Source organism: Henriciella mobilis (genome assembly GCF_003576315.1).
In the GTDB taxonomy this organism is placed as follows: domain Bacteria; phylum Pseudomonadota; class Alphaproteobacteria; order Caulobacterales; family Hyphomonadaceae; genus Henriciella; species Henriciella mobilis.
On sequence record NZ_QWFZ01000033.1, the window covers coordinates 223603 to 250247 of the forward strand.

The following is a 26645-nucleotide window of genomic DNA, read 5'->3' on the forward strand; positions in this document are numbered from 1 at the left end:
TAGTTATGTCTAAGTACGAATGGCCGAAATCCGCTGCCGGCGACTAAGACATTCCTGTTTCAAAGTGGAGGTTTTCGCGATGAGCGGTGTCGTGGTTCAGTCGATCCAGCGGGCAGCGAGCGACGTGATCGACGGATTGGGCAGGGCCGGGGTCGCCACGGTGCATGAGGCGCAAGGGCGAAAGGGCCTGCTCGCCAGCCGTCTACGGCCGATCTATAGCGGCGCGCGGATTGCCGGGTCGGCCGTCACGATATCCGCCCCGCCGGGCGACAACTGGATGATCCATGTCGCCATCGAACAGCTGAAGGCAGGCGACATTCTCGTCCTCGCCCCGACCAGCCCCTGCGAGGACGGCTATTTCGGTGACCTGCTCGCGACATCGGCCATGGCAAGGGGCTGCCGTGGTCTCGTCATCGATGCTGGTGTGCGCGACGTGCGTGACCTCACCGAAATGGGCTTTCCGGTCTGGTCGAAGGCGATTTATTCGCAGGGTACGGTGAAGAACACGATCGGCTCGGTGAATGTGCCCGTCGTGTGCGCCGGCGCTGCGATCAGTCCGGGGGACGTGATTGTTGCCGACGATGATGGGGTGTGCGTCGTTGCCCGCGAAGAGGCCGAACAGGTCCTTGTGCAGGCAAAGGCGCGCGAAGCCAGGGAAGAGGAAAAACGCGAGCGCCTCGCCGCTGGCGAACTCGGCCTCGACATCTATGACATGCGCCCCCGGCTGAAAGAGATGGGCCTCAAATATGTCTGATGGCGTTCGCTGCATGTGGATGCGCGGCGGCACGTCGAAGGGCGCCTTTTTCCTGAAGGAGGACCTGCCTGCGGATGCGGATGAGAGAAACGCCTTTCTCCTGCGCGTCATGGGCTCGCCCGACACGCGCCAGATCGACGGGATGGGCGGCGGCGACCCGCTGACCAGCAAAGTGGCCGTCGTCTCGAAGTCGTCCCGTCCCTGCGCCGATGTCGACTATCTGTTCCTGCAGGTCTTCGTCGATCAGGCGCTGGTGAGCGACCAGCAGAACTGCGGAAACATGCTCGCCGGCGTGGGCCCTTTCGCGATAGAGCGCGGGCTGGTCGCCGCGGGCGAAGAGACCACGCCCGTGACCATCTTCATGGAGAATACGGGCCAGACCGCCGTCGCGCAGGTCGAAACGCCCGGCGGCAAGGTCCGCTACACCGGCAAGACGTCGATTGATGGCGTGCCTGGCACGCATGCGCCCATTCCGCTCGAATTCCGCGATACAGCCGGGTCCAGCTGCGGCGCCTTACTGCCCACCGGCAATGAGGCCGACACGATTGAGGGCGTGGCCTGCACGCTGATCGACAATGGCATGCCTTGCATCGTGATGAAGGCTGGCGATGTCGGCGCGACGGGCTATGAGACGCGTGATGAGCTCGACGCCAACACGGACCTGAAAAGGAGGATCGAGCAGATTCGTCTGACGGCAGGGCCGCTGATGAATCTTGGCGATGTGACGGACAAGTCGGTGCCAAAGCTTATGCTCGTTGCCCCGCCCAAGCATGGAGGCGCTGTCAGCGTCCGCAGCTTCATTCCGCACCGCGCGCATGCCTCGATTGGTGTGCTGGGTGCTGTTACCGTCGCGACGGCCTGCCTGCTGCCCGGTTCGCCCGCCGCTGGCGTTGCGGACATTCCCGGCGGTCGGCGCAAGACGCTGTCCATCGAGCATCCGACCGGTGAGATGAGCTGTATCCTCACGATGGGAAAGTCAGGCGATGTCGAGGCGGCCGCGCTGTTGCGCACGGCGCGCAAGCTGATGGACGGAGACGTGTTCGCATGACCCGGATCAGGAGCTGGACGCTGTCGCCATCAAGACCGGCTTTCGTGCCTCCGCCCGGCGCTGTCGACGCGCATTGCCATGTCTTCGGACCAGAAGCCGATTTCCCGTTCAGCCCCAAGGCCAAGTACCATCCCGAGGATGCTGGCCCCGAAAAGCTGTTTGCGCTGCGTGATCATCTCGGCTTTGCCCGCAATGTCATTGTCCAGGCGAGCTGCCACGGCACCGACAACCGCGCGACCCTCAATGCCATTGCCAAATCGGACGGACGGGCGCGCGGGGTCGCCGTGGTCGATCCGGCGATCAGCGATGACGGCCTCGATGCGCTTCACGAAGGTGGCATCCGGGGCGTGCGGTTCAACTTCCTGAAACGGCTCGTCGATGACGCGCCGAAAGACCGATTCCTCGAGGTGGCCCGGCGGATCGACCGGCTGGGCTGGCATGTCGTCATCTATTTCGAGGCGGACCTGCTTGATGAGCTGACGCCTTTCATGGATGCGATCCCGACCGATATCGTCATCGACCATATGGGGCGCCCGGATGTCAGCCATGGGCCCGATGGCGCCGAAATGCAGGCCTTCCGGACTTTCCTGCGGGCCCGTCCGCATGTCTGGACCAAGGTCAGCTGCGCCGAGCGCCTGTCGAAGCAGGGCCCGCCCTTTGACGATTTCGTGGAGAGCGTTGCGCCCCTGGTGGAGGAATTCCAGGATCGCGTGCTGTGGGGCACGGACTGGCCGCATCCCAACATGCAGGATGCCATTCCCGACGATGGTGCGCTGGTTGACCTCATCCCGCGCCTCGCGCCGACGCCAGCGCTCCGCACGAAGCTGCTCGTCGACAATCCGATGCAGCTTTACTGGCCGGATGAGCGGCAGGCCTAGCTATTCGGCGGCGGCCGGCATTGTCCGGCCGGGATGCTCGGGAAAGATGAGTTTCAGGCCGGTCGTCTCAGGCAGGCAGGTCTGCAGTTCTCCGCCATGCGACTCGGCGATCCGGTCGGCAATAGCAAGGCCCAGCCCGGCAGCACCGCCCGGCGCAATGTCTGCACGAACGCCCCTTGCTTTCAGCTTTTTCAGCGTCGCTGCGTCGAGGCCGCTGCCGCCATCGGACACGGTTATGCAGGCGCCAGGTCCGGCGATGACCGAGACATTCCCACCCTCCGGCGTGGCCCGCAGGGCGTTCGTCACCAGGGTTCGAACGGCTGCGCCAACGGCTTCCTCCAGCCCCGGGAAAGGGGACGGATCGTGCGTCTCGAAGGAGAGTGATCGTCCGCTCCCGATGGCTGCGGGGGCCATGTCCTCCACGATACGCCGGCCAAGATCGACCGGATCGATCATCCGGCTGTCCTTTGCGATCTCTGTGACGTTGCTCCTGGCCAGGAGCAGCAGCTGGTCGATCATGTCGGAAAGCGCTGTCAGATACTCCTGCAGCCGCCTGGTGTCGTGCTCTGGAAGTTTGTCCAGCTCCAGCGCAAGCAGGGCGAGCGGGGTCTTCAGCTCATGCGCGGCATCGGCGGCAAAGGCTTCCTGGCGCTCGGCATGTCTCGAAAGCTGCAGGATGAGGTCGTTGACCGCCGTCACATAGGGCCGGAGTTCCGTCGGCAGCGTCTCGACCGGGGCCTGGTAGGCCTGCAGGGAGCCCGCCGCGAGACTGACCTGCCTTGCTGTCGCGCGAAGCTTGCGCTCAAGGTCGCGTACGACAAGGAAGGCGCCGATCCCGAAGAGGGTCAGAAACACACCCACAGGCAGCACCACATGGTCGAAGATCTCGTGCAGGGTCTGTGTCGTTGATAGGTGGTGCCCGGTCAGCAGACCGTATTGCTGGGTCACAAGCAGGACGAGTACCGAGCCGCCGATCAGCCCGGAGATCGCCAGCCCTGCCAGCAGTCTCGATCGAATGGATTGCATCAGGTTCTTCCCGTCCCGAGATAATAGCCGACACCGCGCACAGTATGCAGCATGTCTTCGCCGCATGCATTGGCCAGCCGCTTGCGAAGGCGGGAGGCGACAGCTTCCAGCGCGTTGGGTGTGACGGCTTCCATCGATCCGTAAACGGCCGCTTCGAGCTGCTCACGCGCCACGACCCGTCCGGGCCGGCGAAGCAGGGCTTCGATCATGTTGGCCTCCTTGGCGCCGAGAGAGACCGGTTCGCCGTCGACGAAGAGCTGGCGGTCGGCGGTGTGGAAGGTCAGTGCGCCGAGCGTCAGGACCGGATCCAGACGGTGACCCGGCCGCCGCGAAATGGCGCGCAGGCGGGCGGCGATTTCTTCGGCGTCAGCCGGTTTTACGAGGTAATCGTCCGCGCCATTGTCCAGTCCACGCACGCGGTCCTCGAGCGATCCGCGTGCCGTCAGCACAAGGACGGGCGCGCGCTCTCGCGGGAGAGTCGAAAGCCAGGTCAGGCCATCGCCGTCCGGCAGGCCGAGATCGAGCAGGATTGCGTCGTATCCACCCGCATGAAGGCAGGCGCCGGCATCGTCCAGCGCGTGGCAGACATCGCTGTCTATGCCGCGCACCATAAGGCGTTCAGACAGCAGCATGGCCAGCTTCTTGTTGTCTTCGACTACCAGGACACGCATCGTGATCTGCCTGCTGCTCATTTGCCGGCCATTCCCGCCAGCAACCCATTGAGACTACGCGAACACGAGCAACCTGTCGTGTCCCGTGGTGCTGAACAGCAATCGGCATGCCACAGGCCGCGTCAGCGAGATGTCAGTTTTGCCCGATATATCAGGGTTCATGTGCCGCTAAGCTTAGCAAGCATCCATTCGACTTCGCCTTGCGAAGTCAGGCACTAAAGAGCGGCGAGGCCTGCCTTGTCGCGGAGGGCGGAGCGAGTGCCACACCCCACCCGGCACTTCGCTTCGTCCTCTCCCTTCTTTTCCAGAACCCGCCCGGCCTGCTCATGGCAGGGATGCCAGAAGCTCTGCCAGGAACCCGGCCATGAGGCTGTTGCGCTTGAGCCCGGCAACGTCCTCGTGCACGGCCAGCCAGAAGGAGCGCCGCACTTCGATGTCTCCGGCGAGCACCGGGACGAGGTGAGGCTCACGGTCTGCCATGAAGACCGGGAGAATGCCGAGACCGGCCCCCGCCGCAACCATTTCAAGCTGGGCAACAATGCTCGGGCTGCACAGATGGGGGGTGAGGCCGGGCAGCAGCTCATCGAGATAGCGCAGCTGCGAGGAATAGATCAGGTCTTCGGTGTAGCCGATCAGCGTGTGCTGTTCGAGGTCGGTGCGTGAGTGAACCGGCGGCGTGGCGGCAAGATACTCGGCCGTGCCATAGAGACGCAGCGAATAGTCGGTGAGCCTGCGCACCCTGAGGCGTCCCGCGCTCGGCCGGGTCAGCAGGACCGACATGTCGGCCTGGCGTTTCGGGACGCTGACAAAACCGGACAGGGCGATCAGGTCGACGTCGATGTTCGGGTGGGCCCGCCGGAAGTCGGCCAGGGCCGGGGCGATGACGGCCGATCCGAGTCCCTCTGTGGCGCCGAGCCGGATGCGGCCCGCCGCGGTCTGCTCCCGTGTGCTTTCGGCCATGATGTCAAAGGAGAGCGACTCCATGGCCTCGACCCGGTCGGCGAGCTTTTCGCCTGCTGGCGTGAGGGCATGGCCGCGCCGCGTGCGTTCGAACAGCGTCAGGCCGAGTTCGGTTTCGAGCCGCTTGATCCGCCGGCTGACGGTGGTCGCATCGAGGTGCAGGTGCGCTGCGGCTTCGTCCAGCTTTGGCTGGCGGGCCACGTCGAGAAAGATCTTCAGGTCGTCCCAGTTCATGGCGGCTTTTAACCTGCAAAATTGCAGGTGTCAGCTGCAAACCTTTTAGTGTACCCGCATGGTCGCCGTCCTTACGATAGGACGAGACAACATATCAGGGAGCCTCAGCCATGCGCAGCGTGCATCACTTCATCTCCGGCAAGAGCGTTGAAAGCCAGTCGGGCCGCTTCGGTGACATCTACAATCCCAATACCGGCGAAGTGCAGGCCAGGGTGGGCCTGGCGACGGAAGGCGAAGTCGACAAGGCTGTTGAGGCGGCCAAGGCCGCGCTGCCGGAATGGTCGACGACCAACCCGCAGCGCCGCGCCCGCGTGCTCTTCAAGTTCAAGGGTCTGCTTGAGCAGAACATCGACGAGCTGGCCGAGCTGCTCTCCTCCGAGCACGGCAAGGTGGTCGCCGATTCGAAGGGTGACGTGCAGCGCGGTATTGACGTCGTCGAATTCGCTTGCGGCATCCCGCACCTGCAGAAGGGCGAGTATACCGAGGGCGCAGGCCCCGGCATTGACGTCTATTCGATGCGCCAGCCGCTGGGTGTCGTCGCCGGCATCACGCCATTCAACTTCCCCGCCATGATCCCGTGCTGGATGTTTGCTGTCGCGATCGCCTGCGGAAACACCTTCGTGCTGAAGCCATCGGAGAAGGACCCGTCGGTGCCGGTGCGGCTCGCCGAGCTGTTCCTCGAGGCGGGCGCGCCGGAAGGCGTGCTGAATGTCGTGCACGGCGACAAGACCGCCGTCGACGCGATCCTGAAGCATCCGGAGATCAAGGCTGTCAGCTTTGTCGGTTCATCCGACATCGCACAGTATGTCTACGCCACCGGCACGGCGCACGGAAAGCGCGTGCAGGCCATGGGCGGGGCGAAGAACCACGGCATCATCATGCCGGACGCCAATATGGAGCAGGCGGTCAAGGACATTGTCGGCGCGGCCTATGGCTCGGCTGGCGAGCGCTGCATGGCGCTGCCGGTTGCCGTGACCGTCGGCAAGAAGACCGGCGACGAGTTCGTTGAGCGCATGCTGGACGCCGCAAAGGGCCTGAAGGTTGGTGTGTCGACCGATCCGGACGCCCAGTACGGCCCGGTCGTGTCGGCCGCGCACAAGGCCAAGGTCGAGGACTATATCCAGATGGGTGTCGATGAGGGCGCCGATCTCCTGCTCGATGGTCGAGGCCTGAAGATGCAGGGCGCCGAGAATGGCTATTTCATCGGGCCGAACCTGTTCGACAATGTGAAGCCGCACATGAAATCCTACAAGGAAGAGATCTTCGGCCCGGTGCTGCAGGTGGTGCGTGCCGAGACGCTGGAAGAGGCGGCGGCGCTCCCAAGCAATCACCAGTATGGCAATGGCGTTGCGATCTTCACTTCGAATGGCCGCGCCGCGCGCGAGTTTGCCGCGCAGGTCAACGTCGGCATGGTCGGCATCAATGTGCCGATCCCGGTGCCGGTCAGCTATCATACGTTCGGTGGCTGGAAGCGCTCAGCCTTTGGCGACACCAACCAGCATGGCCCCGAAGGCGTGCGCTTCTGGACCAAGATCAAGACCGTTACCCAGCGCTGGCCGGAAGGCGATATCGGCGACCAGGCTTTCATCATCCCGACGATGCAGTGATCGCCATGACCAGCTACAACACGATCACCTTCGAGCATTCCAACCGGATTGCTCTCGTCACGCTCAATCGTCCCGACAGCTTGAATGCGCTGAACGCTGAAGTCATGGCGGAAGTCGCCCATGTCTTCGGTGAGATCGACCGCAACAAGGACATCGCCGTCAGCGTGCTGACGGGTGAGGGCCGGGCCTTTGCGGCGGGCGCAGACATCAAGGAGATGCAGCCGCAAAGCTTCTCCGACATGTATGTCGAGGACTACTTCGCGGGTTGGGACCGGTTCGCGGCCTGCCGCAAGCCGGTGATTGCGGCGGTGAATGGGTTCGCGCTCGGCGGCGGTTGTGAGCTTGCCATGATGTGTGACCTCATCATCGCGTCGGAAAAGGCGAAGTTTGGACAGCCGGAAATCAAGCTGGGCGTGACGCCTGGCATGGGCGGCTCGATCCGTCTCACCAAGGCGATCGGCAAGGCAAAGGCGATGGATCTCGTCCTGACGGGACGGATGATCGATGGCGAGGAAGCCGACCGGATCGGCCTCGTCAGCCGCGTCGTGCCGCATGATGATCTGATGAGTTTGGCGATGGAAGCCGCTGAAGCGATTGCCGGTTTCTCAATCCCATCCATCATGGCCGCCAAGGAGATGGTTGGCCGTGCTCTGGAGCTCCCGACCACGGAAGGCGTTCGCTTCGAGCGGCGCTTGTTCCAGGGCCTGTTCGGAACACATGATCAGAAGGAAGGCATGGCCGCGTTCAGCGAGAAAAGGGCGCCCGACTTCAAGGATTCCTGACGTCGGCGCCGCAATGGCGTAAGACGGTCGCGAACCGATGAGACTGAAGTGGGTATGAGAAGATGATCCTCAACGAAGAACAGACGATGATTTCCGACATGGCGAAGAATTTCGCCATGAGCGAGCTGCGTCCCCACGCGGCCGAATGGGACAAGGCGGGGCATATGGATCGCGCCAAGCTGGTCGCGCTGGGCGAGCTTGGCTTTGGCGGGATCTACACTGGTGAGGAGCATGGCGGCTCCGGCCTTGGGCGGCTCGACGCGGCGCTGATCTTTGAGCAGCTCTCGCGCGGCGACATCAGCCATGCGGCCTTCCTGTCGATCCACAATATGGCGACGTGGATGATCGACAGTTTCGGCCATGACCAGCTGCGCGCGAAATATGTCCCGCGGCTGACGGCCACAGACCTCATCGCCTCCTACTGCCTGACCGAGCCGGGCGCAGGCTCCGACGCGGCCAGCCTCAAGACGACGGCGAAGCTCGACGGCGACGAATACGTCCTCAATGGCGCGAAGGTCTTCATTTCGGGCGCGGGCTTTTCGGATATCTATGTCGTGATGGCGCGGACGGCCGATGGCGGCGCGAAGGGCGTCTCGACCTTCATTGTCGAAAAGGACGCGCCGGGCCTCTCCTTCGGCAAGCATGAAGACAAGATGGGCTGGCGCGCGCAGCCGACGGCCATGGTCAATTTCGATGACTGCCGTATCCCGGCGACGAACCGGGTGGGCGACGAGGGCAATGGCTTCAAGTTTGCCATGGCAGGGCTTGATGGCGGCCGGCTCAACATCGCCGCCTGCGCCCTTGGCGGCGCGCAGGACGCGCTCGACCGGGCCTTTGCCTATGTGCAGGAACGCAAGCAGTTTGGCCGCGCCATCATCGATTTCCAGGCGACACAGTTCAAGCTCGCCGACATGGAGACCGAACTCGCCGCGGCCCGCTCGCTGCTCTACGACGCGGCCCGCAAGGTCGATGCGAATGCGCCGGACAAGACCAAGTTCTGCGCCATGGCCAAGCGCTTTGTCACCGACACAGCATCCAAGGTCGCGAATGACGCGCTGCAGCTGCATGGCGGCTATGGCTATCTCGGCGACTATGAAGTCGAGCGGATCGTGCGCGACCTTCGCGTTCACCAGATCCTGGAAGGCACCAATGAAATCATGCGCGTCATCGTCGCGCGTGAAATGATGAAGGGGCAGGTATGAGCGAACCGACAGTCATCGCACGCAAGCAGGGCCGGGCCGGGCGGATCACGCTGAACCGGCCAAAGGCGCTGCACTCGCTGAATTCCGACATGGTCAAGCGCATGACGGATGCGCTCGTGAGATGGGAAGTCGATGAGAGTGTCGAGCTGATTGTCGTTGATCATGCCGAGGGCACGCGCGGCTTCTGCGCGGGCGGCGATGTTCGCATGCTGGCCGAATCCGGGGCCAAGGACGGCAAGGAAGCGCGCGAATTCTTTGCAGGCGAGTACCGTCTCAACACGCTGATCAAGGAATACCCCAAGCCTTATGTCGCGATCATCGACGGCGTGACCATGGGCGGCGGTGTCGGCATCTCGGTGCATGGCGACTATCGCGTCGCGACGCCGAACACGCTGTTCGCCATGCCTGAATCGGGCATTGGCCTGTTCCCGGATGTCGGCGGCGGCTGGTTCCTGCCGCGCCTGCCGGGTGAGCTGGGCATGTGGCTGGCACTGACCGGTGAGCGGCTGAAGGGCGAGGACGTGCTGGCGGTCGGTGTGGCGACACATTTTGCTGAAGAGACGGACGGACTGGCTGACCGGCTGTGCGAAGCGGGCATCTCCGCGCTCGATGGCCTGAAGACCGAGGCTGGGGCGAGTTTCACCGATCACATCCCCGAGATCGATGCCTGCTTTGCCAAGCAGAGTGTCGAGGAGATCATGAGCTGCCTCGAAGCCGGCAGCGACTGGGCGCAAGGGCAGGCGGCCGGGCTGAAGAAGAAGTCACCGCTCACGCTCAAGATCGCCCACCGCCAGCTTCACGAAGGCGGCCAGTGCAAGGACTTCCGCGAGAACATGCGCATGGAGTACCGTATCGCTTCGCGGCTCGTCCTCACCAAGAGCTTTCACGAAGGCGTACGTGCGGTGCTGATTGACAAGGACAACAAGCCGGACTGGACCCCGGGCAGCCTGGAAGAGGTGCGTCCGGTCATCCTGAACACCTTCTTTGAGACGCTAGGCGAAGACGAACTCAAATTCATCGGAGAGAAATGATGAGCAAGCTGGCTTTCATCGGGCTCGGGAATATGGGCTCCGGCATGTGCGCAAACCTCGCCAAGGGCGGCTATGAGGTGGCGGCGTTCGACCTGAATGACGACGCGGTGAAGCAGGCCGTCAGCGCTGGCGCGACGGCTGCGACCTCGGTCGCCGATGCCGTGTCCGACGTTGATGTCGTTGTGACCATGCTGCCAGCGGGCAAGCATGTTCACCAGGTCTATTTCGGCGATAATGGCGTTGCCGCGAATGCGAAGCCGGGGACGCTGTTTCTCGACTGCTCGACCATCGCTGTGGAGGAAGCCCGTGAGGCTGCGAAGAAGGCTGAGGCGGCCGGCTTCATCTATCTCGATGCGCCAGTCTCCGGGGGCGTCGCGGCGGCTGAAGGCGGGACGCTGACCTTCATGGTCGGCGGGCCTGACGAGGGCTATGCGCGCGCTAAGCCCGTGCTGGAGAAGATGGCGAAGAATGTCTTTCATGCCGGCGGGGCGGGTAATGGCCAGGTCGCCAAGATCGCCAACAACATGTTGCTCGGCATCTCGATGATCGGCACCTGCGAGGCCTTCAATCTTGCCGAAAAGCTGGGTCTCGATGCGCACACCTTCTTCGATATTTCCTCCACGGCCTCTGGCCAGTGCTGGTCGATGACGAGCTATTGTCCGGCTCCGGGGCCTGTGCCGGCCGCGCCGTCGAACCGCGACTACAAGCCTGGTTTTGCCGTGGCCATGATGCTGAAGGACCTCAAGCTGGCGCTGGCGTCGGCGGAAGGGGCAGGGGCGTCGACCCCGCTTGGCCATCATGCCGGGGAAATCTATGCAAAGCTCGATGAGGACGGCCATGCCGGTCTCGACTTCTCGGGCGTCATGAAGCGGATCAGGGGCGAGATCTGATCCAGTATCGCGGGGCAAGGCTGGTCAGCGGCCGGGCGTCAACGGGCGTACCTGGCGTGGTTAAAGTACGTGGCGTATCTATTAACCCACTGAAAAGCATGCGTTTTAATACATAATACATGATAGCGCCCTACAGCTGCTAGGCATGTATGAAATCCTCTCATGTGTAACAGGCGAGCATGGCCTGCTTTATGTGTTGGCCGCCATTCTTGTTCTGGCAACCGGCTCAGTCTGCTCGGTCATCGTTTACCAGCGCGGCGTTCTTGCAGAGACGCGCATGCGCCAGCGCATTTGGGCCGGTCTGTCCGGCGCGGTTACCGCCATTGGAATCTGGGCCACCCACTTCGTTGCCATGCTGGGGTATCGGCCAGGATTTGCCTTCCAATTCGACGGTCTGACGACGCTTCTCTCGGCCGGGATCGCCCTGTCGGGTTTCCTCGCCACGAGCCAGATCCTGATTGGCGCGATGACGCCGCTTCGCCGCGCGACCTGCGCATTGCTGGCGACGATCACCGTCACCACGATGCACTATTATGGCGTTGGCGCCCTGAAGGCGTCAGCGCTCATCGAGTTCGACACCGGCTATGTGATCACCTCGTTTGTCGCCGCACTGGCGCTGTTTTCCGCGACCTATTTCAGTCTCAGCACCGAAAGCAAGGCGCGCAACGTGGCAGCGCTCGGGACATCGATGGCGGCGGTCGCGTCGCTCCACTTCATCGGCATGACCGCGATGACGGTCGTTCCGCTCGACGGATTTGCGCAGGCAGGCTGGGAGATTGCGCCTGCAACGCTCGGCAGCTGGGTCGTCCTCGGTGTTGCCGCCGCGATTATCGCCGCTTCGGTCGCCGCCGGCTGGGACACCGTCCTTTCCAGCTTCCGCTTTCGCGAACAGCGCACAATGTCCCTGCTGGTCAATGCCGCATCGGAAGCCATCCTGGTTGTCCGCGATGATGGTGTTGTCGTCGAGGTGAATGAAGCGGCTGTCGCCCTTCTTGGCACCCCGCGGGACGCCCTGGTTGGCGCACAGGCCGTAAACCTGATCGGTCTCGACCCCCTGAGGACAGGGCCGGATACGGTCTGCGAACATGAAATCCAGTGTGCCGGCGAGGCAATCCCCGTCGACCTCAGCGTGCGCGATCTTGAAGACAGCGGTCGCGGCCTTGTCGCCGTCAGTCTCTACGACCTGCGCGACCGTATCCGAAACGAAGCCCACATCCGCGAGCTGGCCTATCTCGATCAGCTGACCCAGCTGCCCAATCGCGCCGCTTTCCAGAAAGCGCTCGACGAGCGTACCTCGCAGAACGCGCCGGCCATCCGGGACTTCAGCGTGTTCCTGGTCGACCTCGATGAGTTCAAGGACGTGAATGATCAGTTTGGCCACGAGGCCGGTGATGCGGTGCTCAAGGAATCTGCCCAGCGGCTGCGGATCACCTTTGGCAAGGATGCCATTGTCTCGCGCCTCGGCGGCGACGAGTTTGCGGTCATCTACCCTGATGGCAAGGATGAGAAAGCGCTCCTCGCGCTCGGCGAGGCATGCGTCCAGAGCCTGTCGCGCCCGATACGCTATGGTGCGGTTACAATTCGCTCAGGGGCCAGTGTCGGTATTGCGTCGGGCCTGATGTGGGAAGACCCTGCTGCCTTGCTCAAGGCAGCCGACCGGGCTCTTTACGTCGCCAAGCATGGCGGCCGGCGAACGGCGCGCTTCTATGACAGCGAGCTGCACGCCCAGGCCGAGACAAAACGCAAACTGGAAGCGGACCTCGAGCGGGCCGTGCGCGCAGAAGAATTCGTCCTCCATTACCAGTCCAAAGTGTGCTCGCGGACGTCGCGGGTGCTGGGATTCGAAGCGCTCATTCGCTGGAACCGGCCAGGTCATGGCCTGGTCATGCCGGGTGCATTCATCGAAGTCGCCGAGCAGAGCCTGATCATTCAGGATATCGGCCGCTGGTCGATCTACACAGCCTGTGAGGCGGCCGCGCGCTGGAAGGAAAAGGTCAGCGTGTCGGTGAACCTGTCTGCCCGCCAGTTCCTCGATCCGAAGCTGTATGCCACCGTCCGTGATGCGCTTCGCAAGAGCGGGCTGGACGCCAGCCGGCTGGAGCTCGAGATTACCGAGACCTGTCTGATCCAGAACACGATTGTCGCGGCCCGCATCCTCGAGCGGCTCAAGAAGCTTGGCGTACAGATCGCCCTTGATGATTTCGGTACCGGCTATTCATCGATGCGCTTTGTCCAGCAATTCCCCTTCGACCGGATCAAGATCGACAAGTCGTTCGTCCTGTCCATGGAGAGTGACAAGAAGGCCCAGGCGATTGTGGACGCCATCCTGCATCTTGGTTCGAGCCTGTCCATTCCCGTGGTGGCAGAAGGGGTAGAGACCGAATCGCAGGCGAAGAGGCTGATCGAGGCCCATTGCAGCGAGCTTCAGGGCTTCCTGCTCAGCCGTCCAGCCCCGCTGGACGTGGACGGCATGGTCATTTCGAAGCTTGCCAACGCCTCGTGAAAATTAGCTTTCTGTAACAAACAGGACGGCTTCGGCCAAAAAAGCCTGAGAAGTCAAAGCGTCCCAGCGCCCGGCTGGTGGCGGTCCCTCGGGGCTTAGCACTCTGTTAAGCCTCCGCGCGCAATTTCCCGGTAATCGTTAACCGTACTGGGGCTATTGTTAAGAGGGTCCGGCATGTTGAAGAAACAGGTGCGCTGGGGCGCGGAACTTGGCTACACGAAACCGGTCAAGCCACTCGATCCGAAGGTTGAGCAGAACCAGCACGGGCTGAAAGGCTCGCTCAAGGATGGCGAACTGGGCTTTTCGCGCATGGTCACCCGTCGGGTGGCCCGCAAGGATGCCCAGGACGGGATCCCGACGTCTGAATCGATCACTGAGGACCAGTGGAGCGAGCGCGAACAGCAGATCGCCGAAAAGGCCGAGCGCGTGCGCCGCGGCCTGAAGACCTGGATGAGTGCCACGTCGGCCTCCGTGCGCAACTTCATTTCCGACTGCACGCCGGGCGCTATCTATCCCGAGCAGCTGAAGGAAGCGATCAAGGCCGAGGAAAGCGAGTACCGTCACTACGAATTCGACGATTCGACCGACGCCAAGGCGCATCACGAAGCCACGGTGGTCGAGCTGGAAAGCTTCAAGCAACGCTTCGGCGACCAGCTCCAGAAACGCACGCCCGACATCAAGAAGAATGTCGAACAGGCGATCGCGATCCTGATCTTTATCATGATCGTCGAAGGCTGTTTCAACGCGCTGCTGTTCAAGGATGCGCAGTCGTCCGGCCTGCTGGGCGGCATGATGGTCGCCTTCGGTATTTCCGCTGTAAACGTCCTCTTCGGCGTAGTTGGCGGCTTTGTCGGCCTCAGAAACCTCAACCATCCAGAAACATACATGAAGGTGCTCGGCGGGATCGTCGCGGGCGTGTGCGTCGCGTGCGGCCTGTTCGTGAATTTCTTCGTCGCCCACTTCCGCGATGCCGTGGAGGTCGCCCTGCATGATGCGCTGGCAGAAGGCTCGCTCGCCGGTTTCTCCATGTTCGCGATTTCGCCTTCAGCGGTGATCGCCGACATGTTCCCGAACATTTTCGGCCTCGACAGCCTTGTCGCGATTGGCCTCCTGCTGATCGGCCTCACCGTCTTTGCGATTGCGCTCTATGAGGGTTATGACCGCATCTCCGACCGCTTCCCGGGTTATGGCCGGGTCTGGCGCAAGGAGCGCGCGGCCTATGAGAAGCGCCAGCAGGTGCGCAATGGCGTGCGCGACGACCTGTCGGATTTCTTCACCCGCTCGCGCATCTGGTTCGAGACCCAGCAGCAGCGCCACCTTGCCGCCAAGCGCGAGATCGAGAAGGCCATGAACCTGCTTGAGACGCGCCGCGACATTGCCGTCGAGATCGCCGCCCGGGCCGGGGACCAGGAGCGCTCGCTCAAGGTTGCCTACCGCCAGGCCCATCGCCGCGCGCGTAATGCCTGCCGGGACAAGCTGGGCGAACAGGCCGCCGTGCCCGCCTATTTCGACGAGATCGTCACGCCGAACATCCCGCCGCTCGACACGCAGAAAGAGCGCGAGCAGGCCAATGCGGCAATCAAGGCGATCGAGAACAACATCCAGGCGCTGAACATCGTGCGCGAGTGGATGGAAAGCCATATCCAGCAGGTCCAGAAGGGCCTCTCCTCCATCGAGGAGCGCGTGGGCGGACACATCCAGGCGATGCGCGACAAGCAGCATCACCAGCGTCAGGAACACCAGGCGAAAAGCGCCTGATAGCAAGCCGTCAGACGGGAAGGAGTCTCAGTCATGGCTAGGTCGAGAGAAAAGGGCCCCTGGTTCTGGCGGGGCATGATCGGGGCGATGCTGGCCAGCGTGTTTGGCCTGTTTGCCCTCGCCGCCTTCAGCGCGAGCCCGGCAACAACGCCGGAAACCGGTTGCCGCATGGACCGCAAGGACCCGGCGCACACGGTGGTCATGATCGACCAGTCGGACCCGTTCAATCCGAACGACCTGGGATGGGTCGCAGAATTCATCGACAGCGAGGCGCGCACCCTGCCGCGTTTTGGCCGGCTGACCGTCGTCACGCCGAATTCGGCCGATCCATATGACGCGAAGATCGTCTACAGCCACTGCTCGCCGGGCTCGGCCGAACATGCCAACCCTTTCCTGCAGAACCCCCGCATGATCGAGGACACCTGGCGCGAGACCTTCTATGAGCCGCTTTCTGATGAGATTGAGAAGGCGCTTATGGACAAGCGCCAGCCGAGCTCACCGCTGTTCGAGGCGGTCTATTCCATTGCCGACCGGGCTGATTTCCGGGCCTCGCGCGGGGATCGCCGCATCATCCTCATCTCGGACCTGATGCAGCATTCCGGCGAGTTCTCCTTCTACAAGACCGGGACCGACAAGGACGCCTTCTCGAAGACCCGCCTTGCCGACCAGGTGCCGGAAATGGACGGTGTCGAGATCGTCGCCCGCGTTGTCCCGCGCCAGGAATACGACCTGCCGATGAGCGATGTGAAAGCCTTCTGGCGCGACTATTTCGAGAAGACCGGGGCTGAGTTCACCTCGGTGAACTGATGAAAAAACACCCTCATCCTGAGCGAAGTCAAAGGACGAGGGTGTCTGGTTTTCATCGGGGAGCCTTGTGGTTTGACATCGCTCACCATGAGGCTTTCCTTGCCGGCCTAGATCTCCAGCACGATTTTCCCGAAATGCTTCTGCGCGGCCTGGTGACCGAAGGCCTCGGCGATCTTGTCGAGCGGGAAGCTGTCGGAGATCACCGGCTTGATGCCGTTCGCCTCGATGGCGGCGATCATGTCTTCCTGGTGGGCGCGTGAGCCGACGGTGATGCCGGACATGGTAAGGTTCTTGGAAAAGAACGCCGCGGTCGGCACTTCGCCTGAGACACCCGTCAGCACGCCGATCAGTGAAATATGCCCGCCGACACGAGCGGCGGCGATGGATTGCGCCATGGTGGCCGGGCCGCCAATCTCGACGACCTCATCAACGCCGCGCCCGCCGGTCAGCTCGAAGGCCTTTTTGCCCCATTCGGGCGTTTCCTTGTAATTGATCAGGTGGTCGGCGCCGAGCGCCTTCAGCTTGTCGAGCTTCTCTTGCGAGGAGGATGTCGCGATGACGCGCGCGCCCGCCGCCTTGGCAAATTGCAGCGCGAAGATCGAGACCCCGCCCGTGCCCTGCGTGAGCACCCAGTCGCCGGGCTTGACCTTGTTCTCGACGAACATGCCGCGCCAGGCGGTCAGGGCCGCACAGGTCAGCGTCGCGGCCTCAGCATAGGAATAGCCGTCGGGCATGCGCGTGAACGCTTCCTGCGAGGCGGCGACGAGTTCTGCGCCGAAGCCGTCATCGCCATCGCCCGGCACGCTGGCAAATCCGGCGGCGCCAATCGGGCCGGAATGCCAGTTCGGGAAGAAGGTCGAGAGGACCTTGTCGCCCTCCTTGAAGCGGGTGACGCCCTCGCCGACGGCGACAACATCGCCTGCGCCATCCGACATCGGGATACGGCCGTCCGGGGTCGGGATGCCGCCCATGACGACGACAAAGTCATGATAGTTGAGCGAACTGGCGCGCACCCGGACAAGGATCTCGCCCGGGCCGGGCTTCGGATCGGGACGTTCCTCGATCTTCAGGTTCTCCAGGCCGCCCGGTTTCTTGACTGCTGCAACTTTCATGATCGTATCTCCCTTGAAGGTGTTTGAATCACACCAAGCATCGCTGCCGCTGCGACAGCCAAGAAGGAACTCGTCCGGCTGGCGCAAAAGAAAAGGGCGGCAGATCGCTCTGCCGCCCCATCCTGTCGAATTGTGGGTCGCCTTAGCGCGCCAGCGTGAATTCCACGCCGACAACACGGCCCTTCTTGAGCGGGCTGAACGTGCCGCCGCCCGGCAGGGCCTGGAAGGGCGACTGAACGCCGTTGGAGAGCGGCCCCGGGAAGGGCAGCTGGGTGTCGTTGCCGACCTGCACTTCGTCGAGCAGGTTGTCGCCGAAGAGCGAAACGGCAAAGCCTTCATATGGGGTCTCCCAGGTGAAGTCTGCCGCGAGCTGTGTCGTGCCCTGCACCCAGCCGAAATTGCTGTCGGTGTAGGCAATGCGGTCACGATACTGCATGTTCAGCGTCGAGACGAGCGAACCCATGTCACCGAGATCGGTGTCGTGGATGAAGCCGAAGCCATAGGTCACCTGCGGCACACGCGGCAGTTCCAGGGCCTCGTCACGCTGGTCGACCACGGTATCGCCGCTGATGTCGAAACGGACATCGTCATACTCGGCATCGATCAGGCCGGCATTGAAGGTGAAGAGCAGGTTGTCGGTCGCTGCCCAGCGGCCATCGACTTCGACACCCGTGATCGTCGCGTCTGCCGTGTTGAGGATGTTCTGCACGACGCCGGACGGACCGGCCGTGTTCACCTCACGCTGCATGTCGGAGATCTTGGTCAGGAAGGCTGCACCGTTGAACTGGACGCGGCCATCCTCGCTGCTCGACTTGAAGCCGATTTCATAAGCGTCGACTTCCTCTTCGTCGAAGCCGAAGTCACCGGTTTGCGGAACGATCTGTCCGAGGAAGACGCCAACGTCCGTGATCCGGAAGTTGTAGCCGCCCGAACGGAAGCCCTTGGTATAGGTACCATAGGTCTGGAAATTGTCGGCCCAGAAGTATTGCAGGCCGAGTTTCGGCGTCCAGTTCGACCAGTCGTCGCCATCGGAGAAGCCGTTCGGCTCGGTGGCGCCCACAGCGCCGAGGAGCGCATTGTTGCCATCGACCGGGCAGGTGCCGTCAACGACCGAGCATTCGAAGCGCGGACGGATATAGGTCACGTCTGCGTCCTTTTCCTCTGACGAATAGCGCAGGCCGACCGTCGCGATCAGGTCCGTCGTGATCGAGTAGTCGACGTTGGCAAAGACGCCATACACGGTGTGGTCCTGGCTGCCGCCGCCGTAGAACTGCCACGGAATGGAGGCCGGCAGGGCTGCCGGGCGCGTGGTCGGCAGGTTACGGATTTCCGTATAGTCGACTGTCTGGTTGAAGTAGTAGACACCCGTCGTCAGGTCGGTCTTGCCGAACGTGCCAGCATAGCGCAGCTCGTTGGAGATCTGTTCCTGTGCGAGTTCGGAACCGGAGTGGAACAGGGTGAACGGCGTCGCGTCGATATCGCCCGACGTGTCGGACGTGAACTTGCGGTAGCCGAGGATGTTGGTGATCTGACCGTTGCCGAAATCGACATCATAGTCGGTGCGCAGCGAGCTGAGGATCGTTTCCGACTCGCCGAAGCCCGGATTGTTGATCGAGAAGTCGAAGCTGTCGCGATCGAAGTAAGAGCGGTTCTGGCCGGTCGGGCCATCGACGCGGCTGTCGCCATACTCGGCCTTGAGCAGGACGGTGAGCCGCTCGGTCGGGAAGTACTCCAGCGCGCCCTTGTAGATGGCGGTCTGGGCTTCGCCGTGATTGTCGCCGTCATACAGGTTCTTGAAGTAGCCGGCGTCGGAATTGTAGTAGGCGCCGATCTTGCCGTTCAGGACGCCTTCGACCAGCGGGCCGGAAACGGTTGCCTGGATGGTGGAGTTCAGGCCGCCGCGATCGTCGTCGATCGGACCGTCAAAGGTCGCGCGGGCCTTGTAGGTGAAGTCGTCGGTCGGGTTGGCGGTGTTGACGACCAGTGCGCCGCCCGTCGTGTTGCGGCCGAAGAGAAGACCTTGCGGGCCACGCAGGACTTCAACGCTCTCCAGGTCGAACAGGTCGACAACCACGCCGTTGTTCACGCCGAGATAGACGCCGTCGATAAAGACGCCAACAGCCGGGTCGATGGACGGAATGGATGAGTTCACGCCGAGGCCGCGAATGGCGAAGTTTGCCGTGCCGCGCGCCGTGCCGACATCGTCGAGCGAGACGTTTGGCGAGGTGAAGCTGAGGTCTTCGATCGTCGTTACGTTCAGGGCGTCGAGCGTGTCGGCATTGAATGCGGTGACCGCGATCGGAACGTCCTGGACGTCTTCAACGTCCTTCTTCTTCGTCGCCGAAACAGTGACTTTCTGAAGAACGCGGTCGACGGCCGTTTCACGGTCGCTGTCGCTCTCCTGTGCGATGGCGGGCAGGGCGCTGAAAGCGGTCGCCAGAGCTACGCCGGACAGGAGGATGGATTTGCGCTGCATTGAGGTCTCCCTAATGGTTTTATGTTGTTTTTCGGACCGATCGTTGACGGGTCCGTTTCCGAGTGAATCACCGAGGCGATTCCGCTCCGCAGCCATATGTTTCATTTATACAGATATGCAATGGAGACATGCGGTCACATGCTGCTGCGCCAGTCACAGTGATGCAATGATGCATCACATTAACGTCTATCCATCTGTTTATGACGATATGCGAGCGAAGGATCGAAGTCGGCTGGGCAGCGCGACGAACCCATCGATACGATTGTGAAAATGAAGGTCAGACGGTCGGGAAATCCGGCTTTCTCTTCTGGATGAAGGAGAGATAACCTTCCCTGAAGTCAGGTCCAGTGGCGGCCTGTACAAACCGCTCGCGACCTTCTGTCTCATCGAGCCCCTCCGGCGAGCCGAGCGCGGCGATGATCTCTTTCATTTCCCGCACCGAGTACTGGGAGACCGCAGCGATCCTGGCAGCCTTTTCCTTCGCCGTCTGCAGCGCCGTCCCGGGCGCGCAAAGCTCAGCCACCAGTCCGATCCGCAGCGCCCGGCCGGCATCGAAAATCGCGCCGGTGAAGAGGATGTCCCTGGCCTGTGCCGGGCCGACGGCTGCGAGCAGTCGCCGTGTGTCGCCGGGCGGGTAGACAAGGCCGAGTTTTGCCGGCGTCACGCCGAACCGGGCGTCTTCTGCTGCAATCTGGATATCGCAGGCCAGGGCCAGCGAGACGCCGCCGCCCACGCAGGCGCCCTCAATGGCCGCAATGACGGGCTTTCGGCACGTGGCCAACCTGTCCAGCGCATCCGAAATTGTGTCCCGGCTCTTTGCGGCCGACTCCCGGTCGGCATAGATCGTTTCGAATTCGGAGATATCGGCCCCGGCGGCAAAGTGACCGGTTTCGCCGCCGTGCAGGATGATGACACGGGCCTCCGGCGAGGCCTCTGCCTCGGCGATAAGGCCGGGCAGGGCGGCCCACATCTCGATATTGAAGGCATTCCGCCGGGCTGGCGCATCGATGATGATCTCAGCGACCGGCGCGGCAATTTCCAGCCGAAGCTGTCCCGGCATCTATTCGCCCAGTTCGTTGGAGTGAACGACGCCATCGGCCATCACGAAGTCGACATCCTCAAGCTCACGGACATCGTCCAGCGGATTGCCGCCGACGGCGATGATGTCAGCTTCCTTGCCGACTTCGATGGCGCCGATGGTATCGGCCATGCCGAACAGGTCGGCATTGTTGATTGTCGCCGCCTGGATCGCCTGAAGCGGGGTCATGCCCCACTCGACCATATAGGCGAACTGGCGCCCGTTCAGGCCATGCTGGTAGACGCCCGCATCCGTGCCGAACGCCATCTTCGCACCAGCCTCGACGGCGCGCTTGAAGCTCTCGCGCTGCGCACGGCCGACTTCGCGCTCCTTGTCGAGCGACTCCGGCAGGATACCGGCTTCCTCGCCCTCCGACAGGATGAAGTCGGATACGTAGACGTCCATGGACAGGTATGTGCCCTGCTTCCTGGCGAGCGCGATGCTCTCATCGTCGATCAGGCTGGCATGCTCGACCGAATCGACGCCCGCCTCGATGGCCGTGCGGATGCCCTTGGTGCCATGCGCGTGGACCGCCACCTTCATGCCGAGGGCATGCGCCTCGTCGACAATGGCGGCCATCTCCTCGGCGGTGAATTGCTGCGCACCGATCTTCGTGCCCTTGGACAGGACACCGCCCGTGCCGCAATACTTGATGACCTCGGCGCCATACTTGAAGTTCTCGCGCACCTTCTGGCGCACCGCCCATGGACCGTCGGCCACGCCTTCCGAGGTTGCATCATATTCCTTCGGCAGCAGGTTCATGTCGCAATGGCCGCCCGTGATGCCAAGCGCCACCCCGGCGGGGATGACACGCGGGCCCGGAATTTCACCATCCATGATCGCATCGCGCAGGGCGACGTCGGAATACCCGGCCGCCCCGACATTTCGCACCGTGGTGAATCCGGCCTTCAGCGTCGTCTCGGCATTGGCGACCCCCGAAATCGTCGCGCGCGGCAGCGATATGGCGAGGCTGCGATAGCCGTGATCGTCATGCCGGCTGGTCAGGTGGACATGGCTGTCGGACAGGCCGGGCAGGACGTAGGCGCCCTTCATGTCGATCACCGTCTCCGTGCCGTCCAGGCCAAGCGAATCCTCACCGCCCAGGGCGACGATCCGGCCATCCTCGACCAGGATGGAATTGCCGGTCATCACATTGCCGGTCCTGACATCGATGATGTTCCCGCCCGACAGCACCGTCTTCTCAGCGTGTGCACCCATGGCGAAACTCAGCGCGGCGACGGACAGGGCAGTGAGGCGAAGGGACATGGCGGAACTCCGGTCGGGTCAAAAGGATTGGTGCGCAACGTGTCGCCAGATTCAGGGTCTGGCAAGGCACGTTGCGCGACGGGATATGCGGTCAGCCGAGAATGCCCGGCCTGCGGTCAATCCAGGGCTGGGCCGCTTCCAGCTCATAGGCGAGTGCGAGCAGAAGCCCGTCATCCCCGCGCTGCCCCGAGAAGAGGGAGCCGACCGGCAGGCCGCTCTCGGTCCACTGGACCGGGACGCTCATCGAGGCGGCACCGGCCACGTTGAGCGGGGCGGTGAAGGCAGCGAAGTCCGTAACAGACTTGCGGACCTCGTCATACGGTCCAGTCGGTGACTGCACGCCGATCTTCGGCGGCAGCGTCGAGACAGTCGGGGTCAGGATGACGTCGAAATCCTCGAACCATGAATGATAGAGCGGCTCGAACGCGGCCAGGTAGGCGACCGCATCCTCGAATTTGTCGGCCTTCCGGGCAAATTCCTGTACAAGGCCGAGCGTCCAGGGCTCGACGATGTCTTCCGAAGGCGGCTTGCCGAAATAGGCGGCGGCATCCTGCGCGAACTCGTAGGCGCCGGCCGCCCAGAGCAGCAGGAAGTTGTCGGTGAACTCCTTCCCGTCGATCGGCATGGACCAGTCGATGACCTCATGGCCAAGGCCGCGGCAGAGCTCCGCCGTGCGTTCGATGGCCGTCCGCGTTTCGGCGTCAAGCGCGGCGCCATTGATCGGCTCAGGCGCGAACGCGATGCGCAGCCGGCGCGTGGACGGGCCCATGACGCGCCCGACTTTGGGCAGGCCGCTATCGGGGTTTTCCTCCGCGGCGAAGATGGCGGCGCTGTCGCGCACGGTCAGCGTCACGGCGTGATTGACGCTGAGATCGATGCCTTCCTCGGTTCGCGATTCGATGATCGCCCCGCGTGATGGCTTCAGGCCGAACAGGCCGCAGCAGGCCGCCGGGATACGGATCGAGCCACCACCGTCGCTGGCATGCGCGAAGGGCACGACGCGTGCCGCTGTCAGGGCAGCCGCCCCGCCGGAAGAGCCGCCCGGAATGCGATCGAGGTCCCACGGATTGCGCGTCGGGCCGGTGACCAGCGGCTCGGTCGACGAGATGAGCCCCATTTCAGGCGTTGTCGACTTGCCGAGGACGACCACGCCCATCTCCCGCCAGTTGGCCGGGAAAATGTCGTCGGTGTCCGGCATGTAGCCCTCAAAGGCGCGGCTGCCATAATAGGTCTGCGCGCCTTTCCAGTTTGCGAGGTCCTTGATGAAGGTTGGCACGCCGCCCAATGCGCCTTCGGGACTCGCTGCAGCCTGCGCGCGGGCCTGGTCATAAATCGCGCTCGCAATAGCGTTGATCTGCGGGTTGACCGTCTCGGCGCGGGCGATGGCCGCATTGGTGAACTCCAGGGAGGTTATGTCCCCGTTCGCGATCAACTCGGCCATGCGCACGCCATCAAGATCGCCCGAAGGCAGGCTGGTGGCGCTGAGCGCGCGGACAGGGGCGCAGGCCGAAGCAAAAGGCAGCAACGCCGCTGTTGCAGCCGAACCGCGCAGAAAGTGGCGGCGGGTCAGGTTTGTCATGGTTCTAGTTCCTCCCGGGTCATTTTATTGCTGTGACGCTGCACCCGCCTTGTCCGTAAGGCAAGCGCAAGCTAGCCATTGATTTCAAACGCAACCACTTGCGCGCCGGAGCCCCCTTATGCTGTCGATCCTGGATCTCTTTCGCATCGGCCTTGGCCCATCCAGTTCTCATACAGTGGGACCGATGCGGATTGCGCGGCGTTTTATGCAGGACGCGGCGCGGGCCGGAAAGCTCGCCGGTGCCGGGTCTGTCAGGGTCGAGCTGCAGGGGTCGCTGGCGCTGACCGGTGTCGGCCACGGCACCGACAAGGCGGTCATATTGGGGCTGATCGGCCTCAAGCCGGAAACGGCCGATCCGGAAGCCGCCGAGACCCTGTTCAGGCAGACGGCGCAGGAAAAGCGGATCAAGCTGGCTGAGGGGCCCGAAATCGCCTTCGACCCGGTGCGCGATATCGTCTTCCAGACCGATACGGTTCCCGATCTGCATCCCAATGGCATGGTCCTGCACCTGATACCTGAAGGCGGAGACGACCCGTTTTCACGGACGTATTTCTCCACCGGCGGCGGATTTATCGCGTCTCGCAAGCAGCTGGAAAAGCCGGCCCGGGATGATGTCGTCGCCAGCGCCCGCGGCGCGCCGCATCCATTCGGCTCGGCCAGTGAGATGGTTTCGATCTGCCGGGCAAAAGGCTGGCGGGTGGATGAGCTTGTCCTTCACAATGAGGATGCCCGGCGCGCACGAGACAAGACGGTCCAGCGCCTCGACAGCATTTTTGATACGATGATGGCCTGCATCGACCGCGGGCTGAACCAGACCGGCGTCCTGCCGGGCGGTCTTGATGTCTCCCGCCGGGCGCCGGGCCTCTACCGCAAGCTCCGCGACAATCCCGGCTCGAATGAGCGCGAGCAGCTGTTCGACTGGCTGAATGTTTTCGCCATGGCCGTGAATGAGGAGAACGCTGCGGGCGGGCGGGTCGTGACCGCACCAACCAATGGGGCTGCCGGCATCCTGCCATCGGTCATCCGTCACTACTGTCATGATGATGGCAGGCTGGACCGGACCAAGGCGCGCCGGTTTCTCACCACCGCGGGCGGGATCGGCCTGCTCTACAAGCAGCGCGCCTCGATTTCCGGCGCTGAGATGGGCTGTCAGGGCGAGGTCGGCGTCGCCTGCTCCATGGCAGCGGGCGGACTGGCCGCGGTCTGGGGCGCGGATGCCGAAGCGGTCTGCGTCGCAGCCGAGATCGGGATGGAGCACAATCTCGGCCTGACCTGCGATCCGGTTGGCGGCCTCGTCCAGATCCCCTGTATCGAACGCAACGCGTTCGGCGCGGTGAAGGCCGCCAATGCGGCGCGTCTGGCCCTGCACGGGACCGGCCAGCACAAGGTCAGCCTCGACCAGGTCATCGAGACGATGCGCCAGACCGGCATCGACATGTCGTCGAAGTACAAGGAGACCAGCAAGGGCGGCCTGGCGGTCAATGTGATTGCCTGTTGAAACCAACAGCTTGACCCGCGGTCACGCTTGGAGGCGGTTTTGCACCATGTCATTCTGCACGCATGGATGGATTTCAGACCAAGACACCGGCCAGAGCAGGGCTGGATTACCCGATTGGCGACGTACCGGCGCCCGGCGAGACGCTGGAGATCCTGCCCGGGCTGCACTGGGTTCGGATGCCGCTGCCGTTTTCCCTGAAATGGATCAATCTCTGGCTCATTGATGACGGCGAAGCCGGCTGGACGATCGTCGATACGGGCATGCCGCTCGACGATACCAAGAAGGCCTGGCGGAAAATCTTCGAGCAAAAGCTTGATGGCCGTCCCGTCTGGCGGATCATCGTTACGCACATGCATCCTGACCATGTCGGCAATGCCGGCTGGCTGAGCCGGAAATTCCCGGGCGCTGAGCTGTGGATGTCGCAGCTGGAATACATCACCTGCCGGATGCTGGTCGCCGATACGGGACGCGAAGCGCCGCAGGCCGGGATCGATTTCTACCGCGCCGCCGGCTGGAATGAAGACCAGATCAAGACCTATTGCGACCGCTTCGGCGGGTTCGGGCGCGGCGTCAGCCAGATGCCGGACGCCTATCGCAGGCTCGTGGACGGGGAGACGATCCGCCTCGGCGGGCATGACTGGCAGGTGATTGTGGGGCGGGGCCATTCGCCCGAGCATGCCTGCCTGTTCAACGCCGAACAAAATGTGATGATTTCAGGCGACCAGCTGCTGCCGCGTATTTCGTCCAATGTCTCGGTCCACCCGACCGAGCCGCTGGCTAATCCGCTCAAGGACTGGCTGGACAGCTGTCGGAAGCTTCGCGGACACGTGCCGGAGGATGCGCTCATCCTTCCCGCGCACAATGAGCCCTTCCGCGGCGCCCACAAGCGCCTCGATGATCTGATCCGCGGGCATGAGGTCGGGCTTCGCCGCCTGAAGCAGCGTCTTGGCCAGGCGCCCCGGCGCGTGATTGACGTATTCCCGTCCATCTTCGGCCGGGCGATCGGTGACGATGTCCTGTCCATGGCGACGGGAGAGGCCATCGCGCACCTGCGCTGCCTCATCGGGCGCGGCGAAGCGACTGTCAGCCGCGATGGCGACGGGGTGGACTGGTACACCGCAGCTTGAGCCGTTCCCTGCGACAGAAATTGTGGGTCGCCATGGTTTCGCCATGACGCTAGTCTTCCTTCTGCACGAAGGGAGACGACCATGAACGAACGCGGGCCGACAAGCTTCCTGTTTGTTATCGGCATAGGCCTGATTGTAGCGGGCGCTGCGATTTACGGCATCCTGACCGTGCTCGGCGTGAGCTTTGCCGTCGGCCAGGCCTCGGCTGAAACCGGCATGCCGCTCTACATGATGTTCGCCCTGCCAGGGCTGGTCTTCCTCGGCCTGCTCCTGCTCTTCATCAAGGTCGTCGCCGACCGGCTGGGCAGCAAGGAAGACGACCACTATTCGAAAAATGTCGACAAGTAGGAGACCACGC

The 26645-nt window shown here is 63.0% G+C and carries 22 protein-coding genes; 14 read left to right on the forward strand and 8 right to left on the reverse strand.

What is annotated here, in order from left to right; translation table 11 throughout:
- Nucleotides 1–79 precede the first annotated feature (79 nt).
- The 3 genes from D1227_RS15785 to D1227_RS15795 are packed head-to-tail and all read left to right on the forward strand — an operon-like array spanning nucleotide 80 to nucleotide 2680.
- Nucleotides 80–754, forward strand: coding sequence for a 4-carboxy-4-hydroxy-2-oxoadipate aldolase/oxaloacetate decarboxylase (locus tag D1227_RS15785; RefSeq protein WP_119405328.1), 675 nt, complete (start codon nucleotides 80–82; stop codon nucleotides 752–754).
- Nucleotides 747–1802 (forward strand): 4-oxalomesaconate tautomerase, encoded by a 1056-nt coding sequence (locus D1227_RS15790; protein ID WP_119405329.1) that lies wholly within the window; start codon nucleotides 747–749, stop codon nucleotides 1800–1802. The genes D1227_RS15785 and D1227_RS15790 overlap by 8 nt, the downstream gene beginning before the upstream one ends.
- Nucleotides 1799–2680 carry an amidohydrolase family protein gene (locus D1227_RS15795; protein ID WP_119405330.1) on the forward strand — a complete coding sequence of 294 codons (882 nt, stop codon included), beginning with the start codon at nucleotides 1799–1801 and terminating at the stop codon, nucleotides 2678–2680. Before D1227_RS15790 ends, D1227_RS15795 begins: the two co-directional genes overlap by 4 nt.
- On the opposite strand, the gene D1227_RS15800 is transcribed toward D1227_RS15795, so the two are convergent.
- From D1227_RS15800 to D1227_RS15810, 3 genes are all read right to left on the reverse strand, one after another.
- Nucleotides 2681–3706 carry a sensor histidine kinase gene (locus tag D1227_RS15800; protein WP_158586678.1) on the reverse strand — a complete coding sequence of 342 codons (1026 nt, stop codon included), beginning with the start codon at nucleotides 3704–3706 and terminating at the stop codon, nucleotides 2681–2683.
- Nucleotides 3706–4398: a response regulator transcription factor gene (locus D1227_RS15805; RefSeq protein WP_233350123.1), complete on the reverse strand. Its 693-nt coding sequence runs from the start codon at nucleotides 4396–4398 to the stop codon at nucleotides 3706–3708. The genes D1227_RS15800 and D1227_RS15805 overlap by 1 nt, the downstream gene beginning before the upstream one ends.
- 303 nt (nucleotides 4399–4701) lie before the next feature.
- Nucleotides 4702–5571, reverse strand: coding sequence for a LysR family transcriptional regulator (locus D1227_RS15810; protein ID WP_119376907.1), 870 nt, complete (start codon nucleotides 5569–5571; stop codon nucleotides 4702–4704).
- A gap of 110 nt (nucleotides 5572–5681) precedes the next feature.
- On the opposite strand from D1227_RS15810, the gene D1227_RS15815 reads away from it, so the two are divergent.
- The 8 genes from D1227_RS15815 to D1227_RS15850 all read left to right on the forward strand — a co-directional run bounded on the left by D1227_RS15815 (nucleotide 5682) and on the right by D1227_RS15850 (nucleotide 16151).
- Entirely contained in the window at nucleotides 5682–7178 is a 1497-nt protein-coding gene (locus D1227_RS15815; RefSeq protein WP_119405332.1) for a CoA-acylating methylmalonate-semialdehyde dehydrogenase, read from the forward strand.
- A gap of 5 nt (nucleotides 7179–7183) precedes the next feature.
- Nucleotides 7184–7960, forward strand: coding sequence for an enoyl-CoA hydratase-related protein (locus D1227_RS15820; protein ID WP_119405427.1), 777 nt, complete (start codon nucleotides 7184–7186; stop codon nucleotides 7958–7960).
- A 62-nt stretch (nucleotides 7961–8022) separates the two neighbouring features.
- Complete coding sequence (locus D1227_RS15825) at nucleotides 8023–9162, forward strand: acyl-CoA dehydrogenase family protein (protein WP_119405333.1); 1140 nt, start codon at nucleotides 8023–8025, stop codon at nucleotides 9160–9162.
- On the forward strand, nucleotides 9159–10193 hold the full coding sequence (locus D1227_RS15830) for an enoyl-CoA hydratase/isomerase family protein (protein ID WP_119405334.1): 1035 nt from the start codon (nucleotides 9159–9161) through the stop codon (nucleotides 10191–10193). Before D1227_RS15825 ends, D1227_RS15830 begins: the two co-directional genes overlap by 4 nt.
- On the forward strand, nucleotides 10193–11083 hold the full coding sequence (gene mmsB / locus D1227_RS15835; RefSeq protein ID WP_119405335.1) for a 3-hydroxyisobutyrate dehydrogenase: 891 nt from the start codon (nucleotides 10193–10195) through the stop codon (nucleotides 11081–11083). The genes D1227_RS15830 and mmsB overlap by 1 nt, the downstream gene beginning before the upstream one ends.
- A 145-nt stretch (nucleotides 11084–11228) precedes the next feature.
- Nucleotides 11229–13586, forward strand: coding sequence for a bifunctional diguanylate cyclase/phosphodiesterase (locus D1227_RS15840; RefSeq protein ID WP_119405336.1), 2358 nt, complete (start codon nucleotides 11229–11231; stop codon nucleotides 13584–13586).
- 174 nt (nucleotides 13587–13760) lie between these two features.
- A complete protein-coding gene (locus D1227_RS15845) occupies nucleotides 13761–15344 on the forward strand; it encodes an MFS transporter (protein ID WP_119376901.1) in 1584 nt (527 codons plus the stop codon).
- Nucleotides 15345–15377: 33 nt separating this feature from the next.
- A complete protein-coding gene (locus D1227_RS15850; RefSeq protein ID WP_147373337.1) occupies nucleotides 15378–16151 on the forward strand; it encodes a hypothetical protein in 774 nt (257 codons plus the stop codon).
- Nucleotides 16152–16258: 107 nt separating this feature from the next.
- Here D1227_RS15850 and D1227_RS15855 read toward each other — a convergent pair whose 3' ends face one another.
- The 5 genes from D1227_RS15855 to D1227_RS15875 form a co-directional block, all read right to left on the reverse strand.
- Nucleotides 16259–17263 carry a zinc-dependent alcohol dehydrogenase family protein gene (locus tag D1227_RS15855; protein ID WP_119377145.1) on the reverse strand — a complete coding sequence of 335 codons (1005 nt, stop codon included), beginning with the start codon at nucleotides 17261–17263 and terminating at the stop codon, nucleotides 16259–16261.
- 142 nt (nucleotides 17264–17405) lie between these two features.
- On the reverse strand, nucleotides 17406–19739 hold the full coding sequence (locus D1227_RS15860) for a TonB-dependent receptor (protein ID WP_119405338.1): 2334 nt from the start codon (nucleotides 19737–19739) through the stop codon (nucleotides 17406–17408).
- 277 nt (nucleotides 19740–20016) lie between these two features.
- Nucleotides 20017–20799: an enoyl-CoA hydratase/isomerase family protein gene (locus D1227_RS15865; RefSeq protein ID WP_119405339.1), complete on the reverse strand. Its 783-nt coding sequence runs from the start codon at nucleotides 20797–20799 to the stop codon at nucleotides 20017–20019.
- Nucleotides 20800–22083, reverse strand: coding sequence for a Xaa-Pro dipeptidase (locus D1227_RS15870; RefSeq protein WP_119405340.1), 1284 nt, complete (start codon nucleotides 22081–22083; stop codon nucleotides 20800–20802).
- A 91-nt stretch (nucleotides 22084–22174) separates the two neighbouring features.
- Nucleotides 22175–23662 (reverse strand): amidase, encoded by a 1488-nt coding sequence (locus tag D1227_RS15875; RefSeq protein WP_119405341.1) that lies wholly within the window; start codon nucleotides 23660–23662, stop codon nucleotides 22175–22177.
- A gap of 118 nt (nucleotides 23663–23780) precedes the next feature.
- Between D1227_RS15875 and D1227_RS15880 the strand changes: the two genes are divergently transcribed.
- The 3 genes from D1227_RS15880 to D1227_RS15890 all read left to right on the forward strand — a co-directional run bounded on the left by D1227_RS15880 (nucleotide 23781) and on the right by D1227_RS15890 (nucleotide 26635).
- Nucleotides 23781–25160, forward strand: a complete 1380-nt coding sequence (locus D1227_RS15880) for an L-serine ammonia-lyase (protein ID WP_119405342.1) — start codon at nucleotides 23781–23783, stop codon at nucleotides 25158–25160.
- A gap of 62 nt (nucleotides 25161–25222) precedes the next feature.
- Nucleotides 25223–26287, forward strand: a complete 1065-nt coding sequence (locus D1227_RS15885; RefSeq protein WP_119405343.1) for an MBL fold metallo-hydrolase — start codon at nucleotides 25223–25225, stop codon at nucleotides 26285–26287.
- A gap of 81 nt (nucleotides 26288–26368) precedes the next feature.
- Nucleotides 26369–26635 (forward strand): hypothetical protein, encoded by a 267-nt coding sequence (locus D1227_RS15890; RefSeq protein WP_119376893.1) that lies wholly within the window; start codon nucleotides 26369–26371, stop codon nucleotides 26633–26635.
- The last annotated feature ends 10 nt before the right edge of the window (nucleotides 26636–26645 follow it).

Bases quoted from the DNA above. Each gene is read 5' to 3' on its own strand.
- D1227_RS15785 (WP_119405328.1), top strand. From the start codon at position 80: ATGAGCGGTGTCGTGGTTCAGTCGATCCAGCGGGCAGCGAGCGACGTG.
- D1227_RS15790 (WP_119405329.1), top strand. From the start codon at position 747: ATGTCTGATGGCGTTCGCTGCATGTGGATGCGCGGCGGCACGTCGAAG.
- D1227_RS15795 (WP_119405330.1), top strand. From the start codon at position 1,799: ATGACCCGGATCAGGAGCTGGACGCTGTCGCCATCAAGACCGGCTTTC.
- D1227_RS15800 (WP_158586678.1), bottom strand. From the start codon at position 3,706: ATGCAATCCATTCGATCGAGACTGCTGGCAGGGCTGGCGATCTCCGGG.
- D1227_RS15805 (WP_233350123.1), bottom strand. From the start codon at position 4,398: ATGAGCAGCAGGCAGATCACGATGCGTGTCCTGGTAGTCGAAGACAAC.
- D1227_RS15810 (WP_119376907.1), bottom strand. From the start codon at position 5,571: ATGAACTGGGACGACCTGAAGATCTTTCTCGACGTGGCCCGCCAGCCA.
- D1227_RS15815 (WP_119405332.1), top strand. From the start codon at position 5,682: ATGCGCAGCGTGCATCACTTCATCTCCGGCAAGAGCGTTGAAAGCCAG.
- D1227_RS15820 (WP_119405427.1), top strand. From the start codon at position 7,184: ATGACCAGCTACAACACGATCACCTTCGAGCATTCCAACCGGATTGCT.
- D1227_RS15825 (WP_119405333.1), top strand. From the start codon at position 8,023: ATGATCCTCAACGAAGAACAGACGATGATTTCCGACATGGCGAAGAAT.
- D1227_RS15830 (WP_119405334.1), top strand. From the start codon at position 9,159: ATGAGCGAACCGACAGTCATCGCACGCAAGCAGGGCCGGGCCGGGCGG.
- mmsB (WP_119405335.1), top strand. From the start codon at position 10,193: ATGAGCAAGCTGGCTTTCATCGGGCTCGGGAATATGGGCTCCGGCATG.
- D1227_RS15840 (WP_119405336.1), top strand. From the start codon at position 11,229: ATGTATGAAATCCTCTCATGTGTAACAGGCGAGCATGGCCTGCTTTAT.
- D1227_RS15845 (WP_119376901.1), top strand. From the start codon at position 13,761: ATGTTGAAGAAACAGGTGCGCTGGGGCGCGGAACTTGGCTACACGAAA.
- D1227_RS15850 (WP_147373337.1), top strand. From the start codon at position 15,378: ATGGCTAGGTCGAGAGAAAAGGGCCCCTGGTTCTGGCGGGGCATGATC.
- D1227_RS15855 (WP_119377145.1), bottom strand. From the start codon at position 17,263: ATGAAAGTTGCAGCAGTCAAGAAACCGGGCGGCCTGGAGAACCTGAAG.
- D1227_RS15860 (WP_119405338.1), bottom strand. From the start codon at position 19,739: ATGCAGCGCAAATCCATCCTCCTGTCCGGCGTAGCTCTGGCGACCGCT.
- D1227_RS15865 (WP_119405339.1), bottom strand. From the start codon at position 20,799: ATGCCGGGACAGCTTCGGCTGGAAATTGCCGCGCCGGTCGCTGAGATC.
- D1227_RS15870 (WP_119405340.1), bottom strand. From the start codon at position 22,083: ATGTCCCTTCGCCTCACTGCCCTGTCCGTCGCCGCGCTGAGTTTCGCC.
- D1227_RS15875 (WP_119405341.1), bottom strand. From the start codon at position 23,662: ATGACAAACCTGACCCGCCGCCACTTTCTGCGCGGTTCGGCTGCAACA.
- D1227_RS15880 (WP_119405342.1), top strand. From the start codon at position 23,781: ATGCTGTCGATCCTGGATCTCTTTCGCATCGGCCTTGGCCCATCCAGT.
- D1227_RS15885 (WP_119405343.1), top strand. From the start codon at position 25,223: ATGGATGGATTTCAGACCAAGACACCGGCCAGAGCAGGGCTGGATTAC.
- D1227_RS15890 (WP_119376893.1), top strand. From the start codon at position 26,369: ATGAACGAACGCGGGCCGACAAGCTTCCTGTTTGTTATCGGCATAGGC.